The organism is Trinickia symbiotica, from assembly GCF_003028655.1.
GTDB lineage: Bacteria > Pseudomonadota > Gammaproteobacteria > Burkholderiales > Burkholderiaceae > Trinickia > Trinickia symbiotica_A.
The window spans coordinates 395,749-418,558 of the sequence record NZ_PYUC01000003.1; the positions used below are offsets into that span (position 1 = coordinate 395,749).

General features: G+C 65.8%; 20 protein-coding genes. 7 read left to right on the forward strand and 13 right to left on the reverse strand.

Features of this window, described 5'->3' with window-relative positions:
- The first annotated feature begins 71 nt into the window (after positions 1-71).
- On the forward strand, positions 72-1,685 hold the full coding sequence (gene gshA, locus C9I57_RS07925; protein WP_107150060.1) for a glutamate--cysteine ligase: 1,614 nt from the start codon (positions 72-74) through the stop codon (positions 1,683-1,685).
- Positions 1,686-1,824: 139 nt separating this feature from the next.
- On the forward strand, positions 1,825-2,283 hold the full coding sequence (locus tag C9I57_RS07930; protein ID WP_107150061.1) for a hypothetical protein: 459 nt from the start codon (positions 1,825-1,827) through the stop codon (positions 2,281-2,283).
- Positions 2,284-2,320: 37 nt separating this feature from the next.
- On the opposite strand, the gene C9I57_RS07935 is transcribed toward C9I57_RS07930, so the two are convergent.
- Positions 2,321-3,820: a DHA2 family efflux MFS transporter permease subunit gene (locus tag C9I57_RS07935; RefSeq protein ID WP_258187557.1), complete on the reverse strand. Its 1,500-nt coding sequence runs from the start codon at positions 3,818-3,820 to the stop codon at positions 2,321-2,323.
- Between the two features lie 329 nt (positions 3,821-4,149).
- Between C9I57_RS07935 and C9I57_RS07940 the strand changes: the two genes are divergently transcribed.
- Positions 4,150-5,691 (forward strand): efflux transporter outer membrane subunit, encoded by a 1,542-nt coding sequence (locus C9I57_RS07940; RefSeq protein WP_146166184.1) that lies wholly within the window; start codon positions 4,150-4,152, stop codon positions 5,689-5,691.
- Between the two features lie 42 nt (positions 5,692-5,733).
- Here the strand turns inward: C9I57_RS07940 and C9I57_RS07945 are convergent, their stop codons facing one another.
- Genes C9I57_RS07945 through gspG form a run of 8 tightly spaced genes read right to left on the reverse strand, consistent with a single transcriptional unit; the run spans position 5,734 to position 11,702 of the window.
- Complete coding sequence (locus C9I57_RS07945; RefSeq protein ID WP_107150063.1) at positions 5,734-6,513, reverse strand: type II secretion system protein N; 780 nt, start codon at positions 6,511-6,513, stop codon at positions 5,734-5,736.
- A gap of 53 nt (positions 6,514-6,566) precedes the next feature.
- A complete protein-coding gene (gene gspM / locus C9I57_RS07950) occupies positions 6,567-7,085 on the reverse strand; it encodes a type II secretion system protein GspM (RefSeq protein WP_107150198.1) in 519 nt (172 codons plus the stop codon).
- Positions 7,082-8,581 carry a type II secretion system protein GspL gene (gspL, locus tag C9I57_RS07955; RefSeq protein ID WP_107150064.1) on the reverse strand — a complete coding sequence of 500 codons (1,500 nt, stop codon included), beginning with the start codon at positions 8,579-8,581 and terminating at the stop codon, positions 7,082-7,084. Before gspL ends, gspM begins: the two co-directional genes overlap by 4 nt.
- A gap of 33 nt (positions 8,582-8,614) precedes the next feature.
- The gene (gene gspK / locus C9I57_RS07960; protein ID WP_107150199.1) at positions 8,615-9,703 is read right to left on the reverse strand and encodes a type II secretion system minor pseudopilin GspK; all 1,089 of its coding nucleotides are present in this window, start codon (positions 9,701-9,703) and stop codon (positions 8,615-8,617) included.
- A 2-nt stretch (positions 9,704-9,705) separates the two neighbouring features.
- Positions 9,706-10,383: a PulJ/GspJ family protein gene (locus C9I57_RS07965; protein ID WP_107150065.1), complete on the reverse strand. Its 678-nt coding sequence runs from the start codon at positions 10,381-10,383 to the stop codon at positions 9,706-9,708.
- Positions 10,361-10,759 carry a type II secretion system minor pseudopilin GspI gene (gene gspI, locus C9I57_RS07970; protein ID WP_107150066.1) on the reverse strand — a complete coding sequence of 133 codons (399 nt, stop codon included), beginning with the start codon at positions 10,757-10,759 and terminating at the stop codon, positions 10,361-10,363. The genes C9I57_RS07965 and gspI overlap by 23 nt, the downstream gene beginning before the upstream one ends.
- A 1-nt stretch (position 10,760) precedes the next feature.
- Positions 10,761-11,225, reverse strand: a complete 465-nt coding sequence (locus C9I57_RS07975) for a GspH/FimT family pseudopilin (protein ID WP_107150067.1) — start codon at positions 11,223-11,225, stop codon at positions 10,761-10,763.
- Positions 11,226-11,237: 12 nt separating this feature from the next.
- Positions 11,238-11,702: a type II secretion system major pseudopilin GspG gene (gene gspG, locus C9I57_RS07980; protein WP_107150200.1), complete on the reverse strand. Its 465-nt coding sequence runs from the start codon at positions 11,700-11,702 to the stop codon at positions 11,238-11,240.
- 138 nt (positions 11,703-11,840) lie between these two features.
- Between gspG and C9I57_RS07985 the strand changes: the two genes are divergently transcribed.
- Complete coding sequence (locus C9I57_RS07985) at positions 11,841-12,257, forward strand: general secretion pathway protein GspC (protein ID WP_181321764.1); 417 nt, start codon at positions 11,841-11,843, stop codon at positions 12,255-12,257.
- Positions 12,258-12,337: 80 nt separating this feature from the next.
- Here the strand turns inward: C9I57_RS07985 and gspF are convergent, their stop codons facing one another.
- Genes gspF through gspD form a run of 3 tightly spaced genes read right to left on the reverse strand, consistent with a single transcriptional unit; the run spans position 12,338 to position 17,420 of the window.
- Positions 12,338-13,555: a type II secretion system inner membrane protein GspF gene (gspF, locus tag C9I57_RS07990; protein WP_018441343.1), complete on the reverse strand. Its 1,218-nt coding sequence runs from the start codon at positions 13,553-13,555 to the stop codon at positions 12,338-12,340.
- Positions 13,556-13,560: 5 nt separating this feature from the next.
- A complete protein-coding gene (gene gspE, locus C9I57_RS07995) occupies positions 13,561-15,048 on the reverse strand; it encodes a type II secretion system ATPase GspE (RefSeq protein ID WP_107150069.1) in 1,488 nt (495 codons plus the stop codon).
- Positions 15,045-17,420: a type II secretion system secretin GspD gene (gene gspD, locus C9I57_RS08000; RefSeq protein ID WP_258187548.1), complete on the reverse strand. Its 2,376-nt coding sequence runs from the start codon at positions 17,418-17,420 to the stop codon at positions 15,045-15,047. The genes gspE and gspD overlap by 4 nt, the downstream gene beginning before the upstream one ends.
- Positions 17,421-17,913: 493 nt before the next feature.
- On the opposite strand from gspD, the gene C9I57_RS08005 reads away from it, so the two are divergent.
- Both C9I57_RS08005 and C9I57_RS08010 read left to right on the forward strand, forming a co-directional pair.
- Complete coding sequence (locus C9I57_RS08005; RefSeq protein WP_085952730.1) at positions 17,914-18,342, forward strand: lytic transglycosylase domain-containing protein; 429 nt, start codon at positions 17,914-17,916, stop codon at positions 18,340-18,342.
- 213 nt (positions 18,343-18,555) lie between these two features.
- Positions 18,556-19,860, forward strand: a complete 1,305-nt coding sequence (locus C9I57_RS08010; RefSeq protein WP_107150071.1) for a GTP-binding protein — start codon at positions 18,556-18,558, stop codon at positions 19,858-19,860.
- Positions 19,861-19,955: 95 nt separating this feature from the next.
- On the opposite strand, the gene C9I57_RS08015 is transcribed toward C9I57_RS08010, so the two are convergent.
- Complete coding sequence (locus tag C9I57_RS08015; RefSeq protein ID WP_018441348.1) at positions 19,956-20,234, reverse strand: HU family DNA-binding protein; 279 nt, start codon at positions 20,232-20,234, stop codon at positions 19,956-19,958.
- Positions 20,235-20,555: 321 nt separating this feature from the next.
- Between C9I57_RS08015 and mnmC the strand changes: the two genes are divergently transcribed.
- A complete protein-coding gene (gene mnmC / locus C9I57_RS08020) occupies positions 20,556-22,538 on the forward strand; it encodes a bifunctional tRNA (5-methylaminomethyl-2-thiouridine)(34)-methyltransferase MnmD/FAD-dependent 5-carboxymethylaminomethyl-2-thiouridine(34) oxidoreductase MnmC (RefSeq protein ID WP_107150072.1) in 1,983 nt (660 codons plus the stop codon).
- Positions 22,539-22,810 lie beyond the last annotated feature (272 nt).

Consider the following 22,810-nt stretch of genomic DNA (forward strand, 5'->3'; position numbering starts at 1 on the left):
GTTAAAGTGCCCGCTACCCAAAAATAATTGCGCTGGAGGCTCGCGCTCGTAGTCGACCCCGGCCCGCCTCAATGTCAGACCATTCGCCTTCGCCCTTTGGGACATTCGCGCAGCGTTTGTCCGTCTTGACGTCGCCTGCCGCGGGCGATGTGCTCGCGCGCGGACTGCGCGGCATCGAGAAAGAGAGTCTGCGTGTGACGCTGGACGGTTCGCTCGCGATGACACCGCATCCGCGCGTGTTCGGCTCCGCGCTCACGCATCCCTCGCTGACTACGGACTACTCGGAAGCGCTGATGGAGCTCATCACGCCGGCCGAGCGCGACCCGCGCGAGACGCTCGCCCGGCTCGACGAGCTTCATCGACTCGTCTATTCGGCGCTCGACGGCGAAATGCTCTGGACCTGCTCGATGCCGGGCAAGCTGCCCGAAGACGACCAGATCCCGATCGCAGAGTACGGCACGTCGAACATCGGCCGGCTCAAGCACGTCTATCGGCATGGCTTGGCGCTGCGCTACGGGCGCACGATGCAGTGCATCGCCGGCATTCACTACAACTATTCGCTGAACGACGAAACGTGGCGCTTGTTGCACGCCGCCGAGCCGTCGCCGGCGACGGCGATCGATTTCCAATCCGCGCGCTACCTGGCGCTGATCCGCAACTTCCGCCGCACGAGCTGGCTGTTGATGTACCTGTTCGGCGCATCGCCGGCGCTCTACAAGCCGTTCCTGCGCGGTCGGCCGCATACGCTCGACACGTTCGATGCCGACACGCTCTACCGCCCCTACGCGACGAGCCTTCGCATGAGCGACCTCGGCTACTCGAACACGACGGGGCAGGCGGCGTTGCGCCCCGACTACGAAACGCTGTCGGGCTATCTCGACGCGCTCGCGCGCGCGGTCAGCGAGCCGTACGCGCCCTACGAAGCGATCGGCATCCATCGCGACGGCGAATGGGTGCAGATCAACACCAATGTGCTGCAGATCGAAAACGAGTTCTATTCGACGATCCGCCCGAAACGCGTGGCCGGCTCCGGCGAGCGACCGCTCCATGCGCTCGCCGCGCGTGGCGTGCAATACGTCGAGGTGCGCTGCCTCGATATCGATCCGTTCGAGCCGAGCGGTATTGCGCTCGAAACGGCGCGCTTCCTCGATGCCTACCTGCTGCTCTGCGCGCTCGACGACAGCCCGCCGCTGCAGGCCGCGGCCTATGCCGAAGCCAACGCCAACTTTGGCCGCGTGACGCTCGAAGGGCGCAAGCCTGGCTTGCTGCTGACGCGCGAAGGGCGCGAGATATCGCTCGAAGACTGGGCTGCCGAGCTCATGGACGGCATCGAGCAAGCCGCCCGCGCGCTCGACGCGCTCGCCGGCGGCGATGCGCACGTGCGGGCCGTCGCCGCTCAGCGCGTGAAGCTTGCCGATCCCGAAACCACGCCCTCCGCGCGCGTGCTGCGGGCGATGCGCGAGCGCGGCCAGGGCTTTCTCGCATTCGGCCTCGCGCAGAGCGAAGCGCATGCGGCTCATTTCCGCGCGCGCCCCCTCGATGCCGCGAGCGCGCAAGAAGCGGCCACGGCCGCCGCGCGCTCGCTCGAAGAGCAGGCCGCGCTCGAACGCCGCGACGCCGGAAGCTCGTTCGACGCCTTCGTCGCCGACTTTCGCGGCTACACGCTCGAGCGCTTCAGCGTCTAGCGGCGCATCGCCGCTTTCACGCAAGAGCGGCCAGCGAGCCGCCCGGAACTCGAATATGGTCGGCTAACGCACCCTCGTTGCCCGAACGTGCCCGCATTTTGCGCGTCGAACCTCATGTAGAGCGAATGAGGGCGTTCCGATGAAGACGATGCTTTGGCTCGCGTCATGCGCGCTCGCCGCCGGATGCGCGGCGACGAATCATGTGACCCCGGAAACGATGCAGATCGCGACCGCGCCGCTCATCTGCCGAAACGCCGACGAGTGCGCCGTCTGGTGGCATCGTGCGCAGGACTGGGTGACGCGTCACAGCGCCTATAAGGTCGAGACGGCGACCGATTCGCTGATCGAATCGGCGGGGCCCGAAGGCGGCAGCGGCAAGCTGGCCTACCAAATCACGAAGACGGCCAATGCCGACGGCTCGGCCACGATCGGCTTCGCCGCGCACTGCGACAGCATGCTCGGTTGCCGGCCCGACCCGTGGCAAGCCGGCGCGGCTTTCAAACAGTTCGTGAAGACGGGCACCGAAAAGCCGCTGCAATTGGCGCCCGATGCGCCGACGCCGGCAAGCGAAACCGGCGACGCGAAGGACCAGGGCTAGCCAGCGCCGGCGCTTCACCGCTTTAAGGATCGTCTCGTCAATGCGACATCGACGGTCCGCCTCCGCGCCGCGGCTTCGTCGTCCATACCAGCACGGCCAGCAACGCGAACGCAACGCAGGAGAGGCGGAAAAAGTCGTTCGTCGCCATCATGTAGCCCTGTTGCGTGACGGTGTCGTTCAACTGGGCCGTCAGGCTGTTGCCCGCCATGCCGAGGGCCGCGAGCGCATCGCGATAAGCGCTCGTGTTCGGCGAATAGAGACTGACCGATTCCGATAGAACGGCGTGATGATAGATCGCGTCGTTCTCCCAATAGGTCGTGCTGATGGCGGTGCCGATCGCGCCCGCGAGCGTCCGCAGAAAGTTCGACAGCCCTGAGGCGCTCGCGAGCCGCTCGTCGGGAATGCTCGACAACGTGATCGTCGTCATCGGCACGAAAAAGCAAGCCACACCGATGCCTTGAACGAGACGCGGCAGGATCACGTGATTGAACGGCACGTCGAGCGTGAACGTTGAATTCCAAAGCGAGACGACGGCGAAGACCGTAAAGGCGATACTCGCCACCATCCGCAGGTCGAGCCGGTGCAGATTGCGCCCGATGAGCGGAGACAGGACGAGCGCGAGCAGCCCGACGGGCGCCGTCGCGAGCCCCGCGAGCCCGGCCGTGTAGCCCATGACCGTCTGCAGCCAGAGCGGAAAGACCACGACCGAGCCGAAGAACGCCATGTAGCCGAAGAAAATGATGAGGGCGCCGAGCGCGAAGTTGCGATCCTTGAACAGCGACAGATCGACGACGGGCGTCTTTTCGGTAATCTCCCACGCGAGCAGGAACGCGATCGCGACGGCCGCGGTGAGCGCGAGCGTGACGATGAACGTCGAGTTGAACCAGTCACGATCCTTGCCGAGATCGAGCATCATCTGCAGCGAGCCGACCCCGATGACGAGCAAGCCGAGCCCTATCGCGTCGATGCGTTGCTTCGCCGTCTTCGTCTCGCGTCCGCGCAGCAGGAAGAAGGCTGTCGCGGCCGAGATCAGGCCGATCGGCAGGTTGATATAGAAGATCCAGGGCCAAGTGTAGTTATCGGTAATCCAGCCCCCCATCACCGGGCCGAAGATCGGCGCGACGATCACCGTCATCGCCCAGAGACCGAGGGCGAGCCCTCTCTTGCTCGGCGGATAGCTGCGCATCAGGATCGTCTGCGAGAGCGGCACCATCGGCCCCGACACGAGTCCTTGAAGGAGGCGGAACGCGATCAGCGATTCGAAATTAGCGGCGAGGCCGCAAAGCGCCGAGGCGATCGTGAATGCGAGGACCGACAGTGTGAAAAGTCGCACCTCGCCGACGCGCCGCGCGAGCCATCCCGTCAGCGGCACGGCGATCGCCGCGGCGACGGAGTACGACGAAATGACCCAGGTTCCGTCGCTGGCCGCCACGCCTAGCGTGCCCGAGATCGTCGGCACGGCGACGTTGGCAATCGAAGTGTCGAGCACCTCCATGAAGGTACCGAAAGCAAGGCCGACCGTCAGCAAGGCAAGCATCGCCCCTCGCAGCGGCCTCGCCGCCGCGGAAGTGCCGGGCGAAGCCGAGCCCTGCGCGGCGCCCTCGGTAGCCGCGTCCGTCATTTGCGCTCTCCTTTTATTGCTTGTTTTTCGATGCGTGTCCTGCCGCGAGGCGTTAATACGCACTTACCTCACGCACCGGTTGCACTATCGCCTCGTTTTGTTGCCGCGTCAATAGTCTTCTATGCAAGCAATAGCCTATCGATAGTACGCAGCGCGCAGCCTGCCGCGCTCCGATGTAACGTGCGGTAACCCAGCCGACAAACGGCTTGCGATACCATCGCCGCATAGCACCGACACCCATTCGCATGCCGCTTGATCGAAAACCCGCGGCTGCCGCTCGTCCGCTACGGACGACCGCGGCGCCGACTCGAGCAAACCCCTCGGGAAAAACCGTCTCAGCGCGTGCCGTGACGTTGATCGCCGCGGTTGCCGTCACGCTCGGCGGCTGCGCCGTCGGCCCAGATTACAAGCGGCCCGACACGCCGATGCCCGCGTCGTTCAAGGAAGCGCCTCCGGGCTGGAAGGTGGCGGAGCCGTCCGACCACGCCGATCGCGGCCCCTGGTGGTCCATCTACCATGACGAGCGGCTCGACGCGCTGATGGACAAGCTCGATTCGGCGAATCAGTCTATCGCGCAATTCGCGGCCGCCTATCGCCAGGCGCGCGCGCTCGTCGCCGAAGCGCGGGCGGCTTACTTCCCGATCATCGGCGCCTCGGCCAGCGCGACGCGCTCGGGACAGCAGTTGTCGAGCTCGTCGAGCTTCCTGGCGTCGAGCGGGTCGAGATCGCGGATCAGCAACAACTTCGATGTGTCGCTCGACGCCACGTGGGAGCCCGACCTCTGGGGCAAGGTCAGCCGCACCGTCAGCGCCGAGCGCGCGGGCGAACAGGGCGCGGCGGCCGATCTCGCCAATGCGAGGCTGTCCGCGCAGGCGACGCTCGCGCAAACCTACTTTCAGCTGCGCGAGGCCGATTCGCTGCAGCAGCTCCTCGACGACACTGTCAGCGCCTACACCGCGGCGCTCAAGCTGACGCAGAACCAGTACGCGGCGGGCGTCGCCGCTCGCTCGGACGTGATTCAGGCACAAACTCAGCTTCAATCGGCACAGGCCGCGGCAATCGAAAACGGCGTCGCGCGCGCGCAAGAAGAGCATGCGATCGCCGTGCTCGTCGGCGAGCCCGCGTCGACGTTCTCGATTCCGCGCATCCCGCTCGATGCCGAGCCGCCGCGCGTGCCGCTCGAAGTCCCCTCGGCGCTGCTCGAACGGCGGCCCGACATCGCCTCGGCCGAGCGCAGGGCTGCCGCGGCGAACGAGCAGATCGGCGTGGCCATGTCGGCCTTTTTTCCGACACTCACGCTTTCGGCGCAGGGCGGTTTCCAGAACTCGATCTTCTCGAAACTCTTCACGCTACCCTCGCGGTTTTGGACGGTCGGGCCGTCGCTGGCGGCGACGCTCTTCGACGCGGGCTTGAGGCACGCCCAGACGGAAGCCGCGCGCGCCGCCTACGATCAGCAAGTGGCCACTTACCGGCAGGCCGTTCTCACCGCCTTCCAGGACGTCGAAGACAACCTCGCTTCGCAACGCATCCTGGCTCAGGAGATCGTCGTCCAGCGACAGGCCGTGGCCTCGGCGCAGCAAGCGCTCGCCATCGTGACGAACGAGTACAAGGCCGGAACGGTCGGCTATGTGAACGTATTGACCGCGCAAACGACGGCTTTTACCGCCGAGCAAAAGCTCGCGACGCTCGCGGGGCAACGGATGGTATCGTCGGTAGGCCTCGTGAAGGCGCTCGGCGGCGGCTGGAACGTCGCACAGATGGATCACGTCGACGGGAAGGCGGACTAGTGACAGGGCATCAGGGCGCGGAGGTGCCGCCCCTGGCCCGCTTCAGCGCCTGTAATCGAGCGAAACGGTGCCCGGCCCCATCGGCCGTCCGAGCAGGTTCAGCAGACCGGACAGGTTGTCGCGCGCTTCGGGCGTCGAGCTCGCCTCGCCGTGAAACGACGTGCCGCTGCCGGCGATCGTCCCGTGCCCGCTGAGCAGCAGCGGGCCTTTGAGCGTCGAAAGGTCGAGCGTCGACGCCGCACCCTGAGCCTGCAGCACCACGCGGTAGGAGCCGAGCGGCTTCACCGGCGATACGCGCGAAATCATGTCCTCGAGCGTGATCGTGAGCCCGCCGAACGCATTGCCGCGGATCAAGTGCCATTGCGTCCACGTCACGTGGATATCGCCTTGCAGATCGAGCGTATTGAACGGCGCGCCAAGCCCCGAAAGCAGCGCGGCCGGCACCTTGATGCCGCCAGCCGAAACCGTCGCGCCGTCGAACGAGGCGTCGATGCGGACCGGGTCCGGCATCGCGTCGCTCAGCAGCAATTGCATCCTCGCACGGCCGGCGAGGAGCGGCCAGAACGCCGTATGCCATTCGACGCGCCCCGGCAACACCGTGGCCGCGCTCGCATCCGGGCCGGCTGCGAGCATCAGGGTAGCCGAGCCGTGCCATAACGATCCCGATGGCTCGATCAGATTGACGTGTCCTTGCGTGGCGCGAGCGAAACGCGGCGTCACCCACGAGGCCGGCAGCAACACGACGAGCACGATCACGCACGAAACGAAGGCGACAGCGAGCCACGGCAGCGCGGTCGTGATACGGCGCATCCAGACGCTCATGCGCGGCCGTCCGGTCGAGCGAGGCCTGCTCGGGCGAAGGGGCGACGCATCGATCAGCGGCCCGGCCGCGCAACGGCCGGCTGCAGCGTGGCCGTCACGTCGACTTGACCATCAGCCTTCGCGGCCGTCGCATGCAATTCCAACACCTGGACCTTGAACTGCTTGCGCGCGGCGTCGAGCCAAGTCGTCCACGCGGCGAACGAGGCGTTCTTGAGGCTGACACGGACGGCTTCGCCGGCAATCTGCGCTTGCGGATCGCCGAAGCCGGCTTGGGCGAGCGACGCGGTGACCGCATCCTTCAGCGCGTTGCCGGTAGGAGCCACGCCCTGCGCCGCCGGCGCGAGCGCGCGCGCTTCATCCGCTTCCGCCGTCATCTGCGCGAGCTCGCGCTGCATCGTCGGCAATTGCTCGCGCAGCTCCGCACGACCCTGCTGCGCCGGCGCCCACAGCAGCGAGTAGGCGATGACGACACCGAGAACGGCGCCGCCCCATGTGATGATCATCTTCTCGCGCGCGGTTCGCACTGCCCAGAAGCCGGACCAGGCGTCGGTGATTACGGTAGTCGTCTTCATTGTGCCGCGCTCCTGTTCTTGATCGCCCATTTGCCGGTGCCGCTATCGAGTTCGCCCGCGAGTCCGCTTTGCGCGAGCCGCTTCGTAAAGTCGGGATCGGCGCTCACCTGCGGCTTGAAGGTGAGATCGAGCCGGCGGTCGTGGTAATCGAGCGCCGCAATGCCATTCACAGGAAGCGGCCCGAGCGAACGCGCAAGCCGTGCGGCAAGCGAGAGGAAATCGTCGGGCGAGAGCTGGCCCGACGCGAGCCGCAGCCGATCGAGCTGCGACTTCATCTGCGCGGGCGCATCGAGCACGACCGTCGTTTTCGGAAACGCATTGAGCAGCAGTTCCGTCATCTGCGCGTTGAGCGCATCGCGCTCACGCGCCATCACGATCCACTGCACGTTGGCGCCGATCACCGCCACGAGGAGCGCTGCAACGCCGAGTCCGATCGGCACGCGCAGCCGCCTCACGGTCGCACGGTCGAGCCGCCAGGGGCGCGATTCGAACTCGAACTGGCAGAGGTCGAGCCGCGACGCGATGGCCGCGCGCGCCAGTGCCTCGAACGGCAACGGCTTGGCGCCGGGCGGCAGCACGATGCGCGCGTCGGAAGAGGCCTTGCCGAACATGGGCAACGCCGCATGCGGCGCCAGCGCCGGTTCCGCACCGGGCACGTCGGTCAGCTCGAACACGTCGAGCGGCGTATCGCCCGCCAGCGCTGAAAGCGTCGCCTCGAGAGCCGAGGCCGGCACGGCCAGCCCTTCGCCGAGCGAGCCGCGCGCGATCGCGACCTCGACGCGCGGATCGGCGGAAGCGAGCGGCGCGGACGATGGCGACGGCGCCTCGGGCACGACCGACGCGGCTCCGGCGGCTGCGTCGGCGAGAATCGCCTGCGCCGTCTCGCGAACCGTGCCGAGCACGGCTACGACGAGCGAAGCGGGGGCAAGGAGCGGCGATTCGGGCTGAGAGGCCGCGGCCGCGCCCGCCTCGCCGCCGGCAAGCGCCGCAGCGACCGGCGGCTCATCGTTCCCGCCGATTGCGGCGCTTTCGGCCAAGCCACCGGGTGCGGACTGCGCCGCGGGCAAGCAACGCGTGACCGGCACCGCGCGCAAGTTGCGGTGTCCGGCTGCCGCGAAGGCTTCGACAAGGAAACGAAACCAGCCGCGATCGATGACGGCGAGCACACGCGAGCCGTCATCGAGCGGCTGCGGATCGAGTGCGATGTGACAGGTCTGCGGATCCTGGATCATCTGATCCTCGACGACGTTCGGCAGCGCCTGCTTGAGCCGCTGTCCCTTCAGCGGTGGCAACGACGCCGATAACATCAGAACGTCGCGGGCGGCGACGATCAGCACCGTCGTTGCGGCGCGCGGCAGGAACGCAAGCCCTGCCCGGCCCGCGCGCTCCTTGCGGCCGCTTTTGTCGAGCAGCAGGAACGGCATATCCGGCAGCAGCCATTCTTGCGACGGCACCGCCGGATCACGCGGCGGCAGAAAAACGATCAACGTGCTCAAAGGCCGTCTCTCCTAGGCTTAGCTTTGCGGGTGTCATGGTTGATCGCTCACGCGGACGACGCGCGTCGCATGCGTGAGCGGATCGCGATAAACGAGCGTCGTCCGATCGACTTCGGCCCGTCGATGCTGCACGAGCCCATGGACGAAAAAATAGCTCGTTGTCACGTCGATGGGAACCTGACTCGAAGCGGCGTCGGTCGCCTGCGGCGCACCGGCGCCTCGCAAGGCCAACTCGACGTCGGCGCTGTTGCGAAAAAAGACGGTCTCCCGGCGTGAGACGAACGCCTGCGCGCTCGAGAGCGACATCCCGGGCACGACGGCCGCGATGACTTCGGCGGGCGCCGTATTCATGTTGACAGCGGTCTGTGTCGGCAAGACAGTCACGAACGGACGCAGGCGCGCGACCATTTCGGGCGTGAAGCCCGGCACGTCGAGAAGCGAATCGACGCTCGTCATCTGGAGCGCGGCCATGCTCGACTGGTCGTTGCCTTCCTGAAGCCCCGGGTTGTCGGTGAAGTTATTGCCGCCGACGATGCCGCCGAGCTGCTGCGTCTGTCCCCCGCCGATCGCGTTCATCGGCGATTGGAAGCGCGTCGCCGAGCCCTGCAGGCCCGCGCGAACCTGCAGCGCGACGCGCCTTGCGAGCTGGCCGTCGTACCCCAGCGATTGCAAGAGCCGCTGGAACGCGAGGACCTGGGCGATGTTCACCTGCAGCGCGCCCGGTGCCGGAACCGAAACGAGATTGCGCAGATTGAATTTGCCCTGGGCGTCTTCGATCGAGCCCGAGATGTAGGTGTCTTCGCCTTGCCCGGCCTGCGCCTCGCCGATCTTGCCGAGAAAATCGGAGAGCCGCGTTCTCGCGATCGGTACCGCCCAGACGCCGCCGAGGTACGTGAAAGTCGGCGACGTGTCGGCCTCGGCGCGCAGGATGAGGCGCGTCCAGTCGAGCGCGCCGCGCGCGACCCATTGCGCCTGCGCGAGCAGGCGCTGGTTTTCGATGCGGCGCACCTGCACCTGTTGCCGCCAGAGAATACCGGCGACGAGAATGGCGGCGAGCGAGACGACGAGCAGTGCGCTGATGATGGCGGCGCCGCGTTCGTGCTTGCGTTGGCGTCTTCTCATCATCAGCCTCCGACCAGAAAGACGCGCGTGATCGGCGCGCGAAGCGATGGCGCGCCGATGCTGACTTCGAGTCCCTTGACCGCGCGATCGATCGGCGCGTTGCCGAACTGCGGCACCTTCACGTTGTTGTCGTTGCGGGCGATCTCGGTGGTCACGTCTTCCATTTGAGTCGTCCAGCCCGTACGCGGCACGAAGAGGCGCGCGTTGATCATGCCGACGCCGCCGATGAGCGGCACCGCGCTCCAGTCCGCGCTTGCTCCCGACAGCATGCGCCGCAGTGCGCCAGGCGTCCCGACAGGCGGCGATGCATAGCGCGTGACACGCCCGCCGGCAACTTGATAGCGCACCACCTGCAATCGCGGCGGCTGGCCGCTCGCGTCGAACCAGCGCACGATCTGCAGCGTGCCCCCGGCGACGGACACGGCGGGTTGGCCGACTTCATCGTCGGTGGCCGCCTCGCGCGCATCGATGCGCACCTGGTCGAAGAACTGCGCGAAGACACGCTCGTCTTCCATGGCGTTCGAGATGGTCTGCCGCGCGCGGACGACCTGCTCGAGACCGCGCCACGACAGCACGGCGATGACGGCGAGAATGGCGATCGCCACCATCAGCTCGATGAGCGTAAAGCCGCGTGCGCGGCGCGCGCGGCGCCGGCTGTCAGAGCGCACGGTTCGTCTCATTCGGCACGACCGTCACGAGTTGAGCGAGGATGCCTTGCTCCCCTGGAATCGTCACCACGACCTCGACCCGCCTGAAAACGGGATTGGGCGTCGCGCTCACGCGCTCGGTGCACAAGAGCGGCTGATTGCCTTGCGAGCAATCGAAGCTCTTCGAGCCGACTTCGGGCCATTCGCGCGACAAATAGAGCCGCGCGAGCGTATTGTCGGCGCTCCACCCGGCGAGCAGACGCCGATGCAAACCCGCTTCGTCGCCCGCGAGCATCGCGCTCGCGCGCAGCGCCGCGGCGAGCGCGACGGCGATAATCGCGAGCGCGACAAGCACCTCGATCATCGTGAAGCCGCGCGCGCGGGAGCAGGATCGTGGGGGTCGTCTCATTTCAGCGCACCTCGAAGCGGCCGTTGCCGGTGCCGACGATCGTCGCGCGCCCGACGGCCGAGTAGAGCGTGACCGTCACGGCGGCCCCGATGCTCTCCACGCCGAACACGAGCCGATCGGGATGCAGATCCGAGCCCGGGTAATCGATCGACACGTCGGTCACGCCGCCTTCCCAGCGCCGCTCGCGCAGCAGCTCGTCGCGCTGCAGCGGCCGCCAGCCGTCTTGCGTGCGAACGTCGAAGCGGAATCCGCCCGCGACCGGCTCCCACGCGATCGGACGCGAACGCACCTGCGCTTCGTCCGTCGCCGATTCGAACAGCAGCGCAAGGCGTTGCGCCTCCTCATTGAGGTCGGTGCGCGGATTGCGCGTGAGCGAAATCGACGCGAGGGAGACGAGCAGGCCAGCGATCACGAGCACGACGAGCATCTCGAGCAGCGTGAATCCCGCGTGGCGCGAAGTCTTCATCGAATCGACACCTTATTGCCACGAACCGATGTCGGAATCGTTGCCATCGCCGCCCGGCTTCCCGTCGGCACCGTAACTGAACACGTCGATTTCGCCGTGCACGCCGGGATTCAGATATTGATACGGATGCCCCCACGGATCGTTCGGCAGCTTTTCCAGGTAGCCGCCGTCTTTCCAATTGTTCGGCACCGGATCCGTCGCCGGCTTCTGGACGAGCGCCGGCAGACCCTGGTCCTGGGTCGGATAGCGGCCGTTGTCGAGCCGGTAAAGATTGAGCGCCTGCATGATCGAGCCGATATCCTGCTTCGCCGCGACACGGCGTGCTTCGTCAGGCCGGCTCATGATCTTCGGTACGATCAGCGCGGCGAGAATGCCGAGGATCGCGATCACGACCATGATCTCGATCAGCGTGAAGCCGCGATGGCGCCGCGCGCGCGACGCGGCAATCTCGTTACGGCGTTGGGTCCACCTTTGCATCGTTCCTACCTCGTTCGAAAATGGGTTCAGAATCTTGCCGCGTGGCACGGCATTCGATTCGGCCGCTGATTGTAATGCGCGGCTCGAAGCGCCACGCCGTTACGCGCAAATGCAGGAATACTCCGTACAATACTGCGCATGAACTCCTTACATGTCCGTCTGCTGTCGTTATTCATGTTCGCGGTTTTCTGCGCGACGCTGGCCTATTGGATCGTCGTGCTGAGCGCGCGTCCACCCGCGCCGCCGCGCGCCGCCGCCGTCGCGCAGACCGCATCGGTCGACGATGCGGCGACGCTTTTCGGCGGCAAGCTCACGCCCGCGATCAACCGCGCCATCAAGCTCTTCGGCATCCTTTCGCTGAGGGAAGGCGCCGCGGCGATCGTCAGCGTCGGCGACGAACCGCCACATGCGATTTCGCTCGGCGGCAGCCTCGGCGACGACAGCAAGCTCGCCGAAGTGCGCGCACGATCGATCGTCATCGATCACAACGGTGCGCGCTCCGAAGTCTTTCTGCCCGCGAACACCGGCGGCGGCCCGACCATCTACGTTCGCTGATAAGTCGCTCGCGCCTGGGGCTCCAGTCCATGGAGCCCGCTCGCTATTCCCAGGCGTCCTCGCTCGGGAACGTGGGCCAGTCACTGCACCATATTGTTCAAGTCGATGATCGGCAGCATCACTGCCAGCACGATGACGAGCACCACGCCGCCCATCGCCAGAATCAGCAGCGGCTCCAGCAAACTCGTCATGAACATCGTGCGCCGCTCGAGCTCACGCGCCTCGCCTTCGGCCGCGCGATCTAGCATGGTCGTCACATCGCCCGTCGCCTCGCCTGAGCGGATCAAATGCACGAGTACGGGCGGAAACGTCTTCGTGTTCCCGAGCGAGCGCGAGAGCGACGTACCCTCTCTCACGCGCACGATCGCCTCGTCGATGTTGCCGCGCATCGCGCGGTTGTTGAGCGTTTCGCCCGCGGCCTGCAGCGCGCGCAGGATCGGCACGCCGGCAGCCGTCAGAATCGCCAGCGTGCTCGCAAAGCGCACCGTGTTGTAGCCGCGCACGAGCTTGCCCGCGAGTGGCGCCGTCAGCAGCCATCGGTCGAAGGCGAGCCGCGGCCCCGCTTGCGCGAGCACCGCGCGCACGAGATAGACGACGACGGCCACGCCGATCAGAATCGCCCACCACCAGTGCCGCACGAAGCCCGAGAGCGCCATCATCATGACGGTCAGGATCGGCAGCTGCTGCTTCGTGCTCGCGAATACGTTCACGACTTGCGGCACCACATAGCTGAGCAGAAACGTCACGATCCCGAAAGCGATGACGGTGACGACGGCCGGATACGTGAACGCAAGCACGATCTTTTGCTTGAGCGCATTGCGCCCTTCGATGTAGTCCGCAAGCCGCGACAGGACGAGCCCGAGCTTGCCCGTATGCTCGCCGGCCGCGACGAGCGCGCGATAGATGTCGGGAAAGTCGCGCGGATGCTGCGCGAGCGCATTGGCGAGCGAGTGGCCGCCCAGCACTTCGGCGCGAATCGCCGCCACGAGCTCGCGGATGTAGTCGCGCTCGGCCTGCTCGGTCAACACCGAAAGCGCTTCGTCGAGCGGCAAGCCGGCGATGAGCAGGCTCGCGAGCTGCCGCGTGAGAATCGCCTGCTCGCGCGAGGAGAGCTTGCGCCCGAGCGCGAGGCGCCGGCTGCGCTCGCCGCGTGCGGCGCTGCCGGCCGGCTCCACGACGAGCGGCGTCAGCCCTTGCGTGCGCAACTGCGAGCGGGCCGAGCGCGCGCTATCGGCATCGAGCACGCCCTTTTGCGCCTGGCCCGCCGTATCGATCGCTTCGAAGCGAAATGCCGGCATGCTCCTTACGCTCCTCCGGTCACGCGCATGAGCTCTTCGAGCGAGGTCACGCCCGAGGCGATCCAGCGCTCGCCGTCCTCGCGCAGCGTGCGCATGCCGCGCTCGCGGCCGGCCGCGAGAATCTCCGCGTCGGCTGCGTTGTGGTGAATCATCGTGCGGACCGCATCGTCGATGACGAGCAGCTCGTAGACGCCGCGCCGCCCCGCGTACCCCGATCGCCCGCACTTGTCGCAGCCCACGGGATGCCAATGCCGGCGGCCGTCCTCGACGCGCTCTTCCTTGCATGCGGGGCATAGCCGCCGCACGAGCCGCTGCGCGAGCACGCCGAGCAGCGACGAAGCGAGCAGATAAGGCTCGACGCCCATGTCGGTCAAACGCGTGACGGCCGAGGCCGCATCGTTCGTGTGCAGCGTCGCCAGCACGAGGTGACCGGTCAGCGAGGCCTGCACGGCGATCTGCGCCGTTTCGAGATCGCGGATTTCGCCGATCATGATGACGTCGGGGTCTTGACGAAGGATCGAGCGCAACGCGCGCGCGAATGTCATGCCGATGCGCTCGTTGACCTGCGTCTGGCCGATACCCGAGAGGTCATACTCGATCGGGTCCTCGACCGTCATGATGTTCGTCGTCGTCGTCTCGAGCCGCGAGAGCGACGCATAGAGCGTCGTCGTCTTGCCCGAACCCGTCGGTCCCGTCACGAGAACGATGCCGTGCGGCCGCGAGATCAGCTTGTCGAACTGATCGAGCGTATCGGGCCCCATGCCGAGCGCCTCGAGATTCAGGTGCTGCGCATCCTTTTCGAGCAGACGCAGGACGGCGCGTTCGCCATGCCCCGTCGGCAGCGTCGAAACGCGGACATCGACCGGGCGGCCCGCCACGCGCAGCGTGATGCGGCCGTCTTGCGGCAAGCGTTTCTCGGCGATATCGAGCTGCGCCATGATCTTGATGCGCGAGATCAGCGCGCCGTGCAGCGCCTTTTTCGGACGCACGACATCGCGCAACGTGCCATCCACGCGAAAGCGCACGACCGACGCATTTTCGAACGGCTCGATATGGATATCGGACGCATGCTCGCGCGCCGCCTGCGTGAGCAGCGCGTTGATCATGCGGATGATCGGCGCGTCGTCTTCGGATTCCAGCAGGTCCTCGACTTCGGGAATGTCCTGCATCAGGCGCGACAGATCGACTTCGCCCTCCACCTCGCCGACGATTTGCGCCGCGCTGCCGTCGTTGCGCGAATACGCTTGATTGATCGCCTGCGCGAGTTCGTCGGCGGGCAGCCGCACGGCCGTCAACGCACCGAAATTGCGGGCAACCTCGGCGAGCGCCGCGTCGCTTGTGCGTTCGCTGACCCATACTTCGACGCCTTCGGGGCGCTGATGGGCGACAAGGATCTGGCCGTTGCGCGCGAAGGCGTACGGCACGAGGCGCGCGGCAAGCGGCGAGAGTGCCTCCCGCTCGAGAACCGGCTGTGGCGCTACGCTAGTGCTCATGGTCTTGACGATGTGAAGTCGAGCGCGGAGTTGCCCCCGGCGCTTTTACGGGTATCGGGTGCGATGCCGGGTTCGCTCGAGGTCGGCGCTGCCGGCGCCGGCGGTGGCGTCACTTGGGGCGCGGGTGCCGACGTACCAGCCGGCGGGGGAGGCGCGAACTGCTGGCGCCGCATCTTGTCGAGGTCGAAAAGATTCGTCGCGGGTGCGCCACCTTCGTTCGGACCAGCCGGGATCGGCGGCACGACTGGGTCGTCCTTGTCGCGGATGACCCTGTTGTCCGACCGATATGCGCCCGTGACGCCCTGGATATAGTCGTAACGGTTCTCCGTCACGGCCCGTGCGGTCTCGCTGTCGCCGATGATGACAGGGCGCAGGAATACCATCAGGTTCGTCTTCTGACGCGTCTTGCCCTCCGAACGGAACAACTGGCCGATCCACGGAATGTCGCCGAGCAGCGGCACCTTGTTGTTCGACACCTGGTAGTTGTCCTGCATGAGACCGCCGAGCACGATGATCTCGCCATTGTCCGCAAGCACGGTCGACTCCACCGAGCGTTTGGTGAAGGTCGGACCGGTCACCGAGGTCTGGGTGCCGGCGAGCACCGCCGAATCTTCCGTGTAGATCTGCAGCTTGAGGATTCCGCCGTCGGTAATCTGCGGCTTCACGTGCAGCGTGAGACCGACGTCGCGACGATCATACGTGTTGAACGCGGTGTTTCCCGTGCCGCTCGTCAGGTTCGTGTATTGACCCGTCGGGATGGGCACGTTCTGACCGACGATGATCTGCGCCTCCTGGTTATCGAGCGTGACGAGGTTAGGTGTCGACAGCACGTTCGCGTCGCTCGTGCCGGAGAAGTACTGCAGCAAGCCGGAGAGGCCCTGCACACCGAACATGTTGCGCAGCCAGCCGATATTGAGACCCTGGCCGCCCGTACCCGTGGCGGCCAACGCCGCCGGCAAGCCATTCGTCGCAGCGGTGGCCGTCAGGTTGACGATGCTGTTGCCGAGACCGCTCTGGCCGGTCGAGAGATTGGTGCCCCCATAGAGCGCCCCCGTCGCGACCTGCCATTGAATGCCGAGATTTGCCTGGTTCGTCGCGGTGAGTTCGACGATGAGTGCCTCGATATAGACCTGCGGACGCCGCACGTCGAGCTGGTCGATCACCGAGCGCAGGTTGCGATAGACGGGATCCGATGCCGTGATGACGAGCGAGTTCGTCGCCGCGTCGGCCTGGATCATGCCGCCAGCCGGGTTCTCCTCTGCGCCGCCGCCGCCTTGCGCCTGGCCCAGAAAGCCGGCCTTGCCCAACCCGCCGCCCGCCATGCCGCCCGACGAGCCCAACCCGCCGCCGCTGCTGCTGCCGAGCGATCCGCTATAAGACGACGGAAGCGGTGGCGTGCCGGCCGTGCCGGTCGAGAGAGCGCCTGCCGCGCCGCCGCCCGCATTGAAGGTATTGGCGTTGCTCGTTTCCGCGCTCGACGTGGCGCCTTCTCCGCCGCCTTTGCCCATCATGCCGCGCAACGTCTTCGCGAGCGAGACGGCGTCGGCGTTGCGCAGTCGGACGACGTGCATGTTCCCCGGCTCGGAGCTCGGCGCATCGAGTTGCTGCACGAGTTTTTTCGCCATCGCGAGCCGCGATTTGTTCGACGCGCGCAGCAAGAGCGAATTGCTGCGCGGATCGGCCTGCACGGAGACCTTCAACGTCGCATCGGTGCTTCCGATCGCGCCGGGATCGAGCATCTTCGAGAGCGACTGCGCCATGTCGATCGCATTGGCGTTCTTCAGCGGCACGACTTCGACCTGCTGACCCGCCGCGCTGTCGACGCCGGCGATGATCGCGGCGATGCGTCGCACGTTGTCGGCGTAATCGGTCACGACGAGCGTGTTGTTCGCGGGGTAGGCCGCGATCGTGTTGTTCGGCGAGATCAACGGGCGCAGCACGGGCAGCAGGTTGTTCGCCGATTCGTGATGAAGCTCGAATACCTGCGTGATGACCTGATCGCCGCGCGCGGGCGTCGAGTTGCCGACGTAGGTCGGCACGCCTTGAAGCTTGGCGTCTGCCTCGGGAACGACCTTGAGCACCCCGTGATCCTGCACGAGGGCGAAGCCTTGCATCCGCAGCGCGGATTCGAGCGTCTTGATCGCCTGATCCTCGGGGACCGGGTGTTCGGACACGAGGTTGAGCTGCCCCTTGACGCGCGGATCGACGATGATCGTCTTGCCGGTGGCGGCGCCGATCGCCTTCGCGACCTGATCGATGTCCGCGTTGACGAAGTTGAGCGAGACGTCCGCATACGCGAATCGTGTCGTCATCAAGCCCGCGATCAAGAACGCGGTGGCGATGCGGCGCAATGCCCTAGGGTTTCTTGTCATGGAATCAGAGTTGAATGCGAAAGCGATAAGCGGCTCTCCGCGGCAATCCACCGCGGCGCGCCGAGGCACGGCCCTTTCGGCCCGGTGCGCCGCCGCTGAAAAGCCGAACATTAGCAGCTTTTTATGTCCCAATAATCACAAAGTTCGAGACCTGCGCCATTTCCCCAAAAGGCGGGCAGCAGCGGGCTGCAGTGAGCCGCTCGACATCAAGTTGTCCGTGCCCGGCTCGCTTATGTCCGTCCGGCCGGTTTGCGGACGTTCCCTCAGCCGGTATGATACGAGCGGACATTTTCGATGGAATGCTCCGGTGACCCGGGTTTTCCCGGGCGCCGAGCGTGCGCTTCGGTTCATGGAACATAAAAGGGCGACACAAAAGACACAGGTAAGGCAAGGTAAGAAAATGCAAGGCGACTTGGTATCGGCAGTGGGTCGAACGATTGATTCGACCATCGTTCGGAATAATCGGACGAAGCTCATCGCGCGAGCCATCGTAATGGTTGCCGCCAGTTTGTCGGCAAGCCTTGCGAGCGTCGGCGCACGCGCGGATTGCTTCGACGAAGCGGCCCGTTACCAGAAAGTGAACCCGCTGATCCTGCGCGCCATCGCCTGGCAGGAATCGCATAACACGCCGGACGCGCTTCACAAGAACGTCAACGGCTCGACGGACTACGGACTCATGCAGATCAACTCCGTGCACCTGCCTGTACTGAAGCAGTACGGGATTTCGTCGGAGACGCTGATGGAGCCGTGCAAGAACGTCTATATCGCAGCCTGGCACCTGCGACAAAAGATGAACAAGTACGGGAACACATGGGAAGCCGTGGGTGCGTACCACTCTGAAACCCCGGCCCTGCGCGATCGTTATGCGCGCCAGATCGTCGATATTCTCAGCCGTTGGAAGCTGTTGCAGGCGCAACGCTAGCTGAATCGCGGAATACTGCGCATGTCGTGCAGGCCGGCATTCTAACAGCAATTTCGCGAGCTGCGTCGATCTTGGCGCGATCTCGGCTCATCAAACCCTCAATCGGCGTGAACGCGCCCTCAACGCCCGGCACCCCGCGATTGGTGCAAAATGCTGCCTGCGCCGCGTTTTGCCGGCCGCACGCCGCCTCTTTCTCCTATCCGATCGACCATCATGAATCAGCCTCCTTTGCCCGTTACCGTGCTGTCGGGTTTTCTCGGCGCGGGCAAGACCACGCTGCTCAAGCACATCCTCGCCAATCGCGCCGGCCTGCGCGTCGCCGTCATCGTCAACGATCTCGCGACCGTCAACATCGACGCCTCGCTCGTGCGTGAGGCCGCGACGCTGTCGCACGTAGAGGAACGGCTCGTCGAGATGTCGAACGGCTGCATCTGCTGCACGTTGCGCGACGATCTGCTGACCGAGATCCGGCAACTCGCGGGCGAGGGCCGCTTCGATGCGATCGTCATCGAATCGACAGGCATCGCCGAACCCATGCCGATCGCCGAAACGTTCGCTATGACCGATGACGAGGGGGTCTCGCTCTCGGACGCGGCGCGCCTCGATACGATGGTCACCGTCGTCGACGCGCTCAACTTTCTACGCGATTACGAATCGTCCGATGCACTCGCGGAGCGAGGCCTCGCCGCGAGCGCCGAGGACGATCGCACGCTCGTCGAGCTGCTCATCGAGCAGGTGGAGTTCTGCGACGTGCTCGTCGTCAACAAAGCCGACCTCGTCGATGCGGACACGCTCGCCCGACTGCAGCGCATCCTTGCCCGTCTCAATCCGCGCGCGATTCAGATAGTGAGCCGCTTCGGCGCCGTGCCGCTGCGCGAAGTGCTCGATACCAAGCGTTTCGATTTCGAGGCGGCCGCAAATGCGCCGGGCTGGCTCGCATCGCTCGCGCACTCGCACGACGAAACCGGCGACCGGAATCACGAGCATGCGCACGAGCACCACGAGCATAGGGGCGAAGCCGACAAGTACGGAATCGACAGCTTCGTCTACCGTGCGCGGCGGCCGTTTCACCCGGAGCGGCTATGGGCGCTCTTGCACGAGGAGTGGCGTGGCGTTTTGCGCAGCAAGGGTTTTTTCTGGCTCGCGACGCGTCATGACGTCGTCGGCTCGCTTTCGCAGGCGGGCGGCGCATGCCGACACGGTCCGGCCGGTTTCTGGTGGGCGGCTCAGCCGCGCGAGGAATGGCCCGAAGACGCGGAGCTCGCGGCCGAAATCGCGGCCGACTGGCACGGCGACGCAAACGACATGACCATAGGTGATCGGCGTCAGGAGCTCGTCATGATCGGCGTCGATCTCGACGCGGCATATTGGCGCACCAAGCTCGATGCATGTCTGCTGACCGACGACGAATACGCGCTTGGTCCTTCCGGCTGGGCTGGCTTTGCCGATCCTTTCCCGATGTGGGACCTCGGCGCCGAAGACAGCGACGAAGACGGGACCGGCCAGATCGTGCATTGACGCCCGGCGCCAGCGCCGCGGCTTCTCGCGAGAATCGAAGACGAAAAAAAACCCGCCGTATCGGCGGGTTCTCGACGAGACATCGAGCGCTGAGCTCAACGCTTGTTGACCGCATCCTTGAAAGCCTTGCCCGCCGTGAACTTCACGGTCTTCGCCGCCGGGATCTTGATCGTTTCGCCCGTCTTCGGGTTGCGGCCCGTGCGGGCTGCGCGCTTACCCGAGCCGAAGCTGCCGAAGCCGATCAGTTGAACCGAGTCCCCCTTGGACACCGCCTTCTTGATCACTTCGAGCAGGGTGTCCAGCGTTTCGCCAGTCTGAGCCTTGCTGGCGCCCGTCTGACCTGCGACGGCGTCGATCAGTTCCTGTTTGTTCATTAACGTTCCTCTTTTCAGATTGAATTGACACTGACGGCGCGAATTACGCCCATCATCGTACGCAAGCTGTGCCGTCCTGTAGCTGTGGCGAAGCGAGCGCCACCGGCTGCGGCGCCGGGCCCCGGCGCAACGGTCGTGCGGCGCTTGCTATGATAGCTCAGCGCAAACCCAATAACGGCAAGGCTTCCGAAGAATTTAACGCTTCTTAACCTTGTCGCTGCTGGGTTTCCCGCATTGTCGTACTCGAAAACCCCGTCTGCCAAGGGATTCGCGGGGTTGCCACACGCCGACGTTGGATTTTGCCAACGTTCCCGAAAAGCCATGACCGCTCCTCTCAGACCCGCCACGCTTGCCTTTCGCGACGACGGCACGCCGTATTCGCCCGCCTATGACGACGTCTATCACAGCGCCGCCGGTGCGCTCGCGCAGGCGCAGCATGTGTTCATCGGCGGCAACGGGCTGCCTTCCCGCTGGCGCGGCAGGCGGCTTTTCACGATTCTCGAAACGGGCTTTGGGCTGGGCGGCAATTTCCTCGCGACCTGGGCCGCCTGGCGCCGCGACCCGGCGCGAGCTCAGCGCCTCGCCTTCGTCTCCATCGAAAAACACCCGTTTTCCGCACAGGACCTGCGCGCGCTTCACGAGCGGATCGTTGCGGATGCAACCATCGCGCCGCTCGCCCGCGCGCTCGCTGACGCTTGGCCGCTGCCGCTCCCCGGCGTTCACCGGCTGGAATTCGAAGGAGGGCGCGTCACATTGACGATCGCTTTCGGCGACGCGCTCGAGCTACTCCCGAAGCTTTGGTTGCGCGCCGACGCGTTCTATCTCGACGGCTTTTCGCCGGCGAAGAATCCCGATCTCTGGTCGCCGCCCGTCTTCAAGGCGCTGGCGCGCCTCGCCGGGAAAGACGCGACGCTCGCGACCTACACGAGCGCCGGTCACGTAAGACGCGGGCTCGAAGCGGCCGGCTTCCTCTGCGCCAAGGCGCAAGGGTTCGCCGGCAAGCGCGAGATGCTCGTCGGCACATTCGCGCCGCGCTGGCGCGTGCGGCGTCACGAACCGCCTTTGCCGATCGACTGTACCGAGCGGCAAGCCGTCGTGATAGGCGCCGGACTCGCCGGCTGCGCGGTGACCGAGCGACTCGTCGCGCGCGGTTGGCACGTGACGCTCGTCGACCGTCATGCACGCGTCGCCAGCGAGACGTCGGGCAACCCAGGCGCCGTCTTTCATCCGCTGCTTTCGCGCGACGACAGCGTCGCCTCGCGCATTTCGCGAGCGGGCTTCCTTTACGCGCTCGATCGCTGGCGTATGCTCGAAGAGGCCGGCCACGTATTCGAGCGCAGCGCGAATGGCCTCCTCCATTTGCCGGCCGACGAAGCGGAAGAGCAAGCGCTCGCTGAAGCGATTACGGCCTACGCCTTCCCGGCCGAGTTCGCACGAATGCTGTCGGCTGGCGAAGCGCAAGCGCTCGCAGGCGCGGCACTGACAGGTCTGTCGGTTCGCGGCTGCTTTTATCCGCAAGGGGGCTCGCTGAGCCCGGCGGCACTGGCGGCCGCGCTGTGCGCGGGTGCTGCTCATGCATCGAGCTGGCGCGGTGGAGTACAAGTCGCTCGGATCGAGCGCGAAGGCGCTGCCTGGAGCGTGATCGACGATGCCGGCCGCCTCGTCGCCCGCGCGCCTGTCGTCATCGTCGCGAACGCGCACGATGCGGCTCGTCTCGCCCGCTTGCGCCACATTCCGACGCGCATCGTGCGCGGCCAACTCACGCAGCTGCCGCCGCGCTTTGCGACAGGCTTACGAGTCCCGGTGATCGGCGACGGCTATGCAGTGCCGCTAGCCGACGGCTTGCTGACGGGCGCCACGTACGAACCCGACGACGAAGACGCGGCCATTCGCCCGTCGGGTCATGTCGAAAACCTTGCACGGCTGTCGAAACTGATTCCCTCGTTGACGAACGAGCTCGCCGCGATCGATGCGGCAACGCTCGCGGGCCGCGTCGGTTTTCGCTGCGTCACGAGCGATCGCCTGCCGATGGCCGGTCAATTTGCCGACGAGAGCGCGAGCGAGATGCAAGCCGCGAGCCTGCGCGGCGCCTGGCCCCTCGACATGCCTCGTGCCGAAGGGCTTTACGGCGCGTTCGCGTTCGGTTCGCGCGGCCTCGTGTGGGCGGCGCTCGCGGCCGAGCTCGTCGCCTCGCAGATCGAAGGGGAACCGTGGCCGCTGGAACGCGACCTCGCCGAGTCGCTCGATCCGGCGCGTTATCTGCTCCGTGCGCTGCGCCACGGTCTGGCGGATCGCTTCGCGTAAGACTCGTAGCGGAAAGAGAGCCAGTTAGCGCGGGGATAACCGCTACCTTATCCACCGATGCCTGTGGGTAACGTGGCGAAGAGCGGCTGAAATCGCTGTGAAATCGATGTGGACGTAAACGGGACAAACGACGGACGGGCGGACAACGTCGAAAAGTTGTGCCGCGAAACCCGGCGGCGCCTCACACGGTGCGCAGAAGGTTATGCGTTTTCCAACCCGTTGATTCGAAGCGACAAACGCGTGTTATGCACAGAATTCGGAGCAGCTTGTTA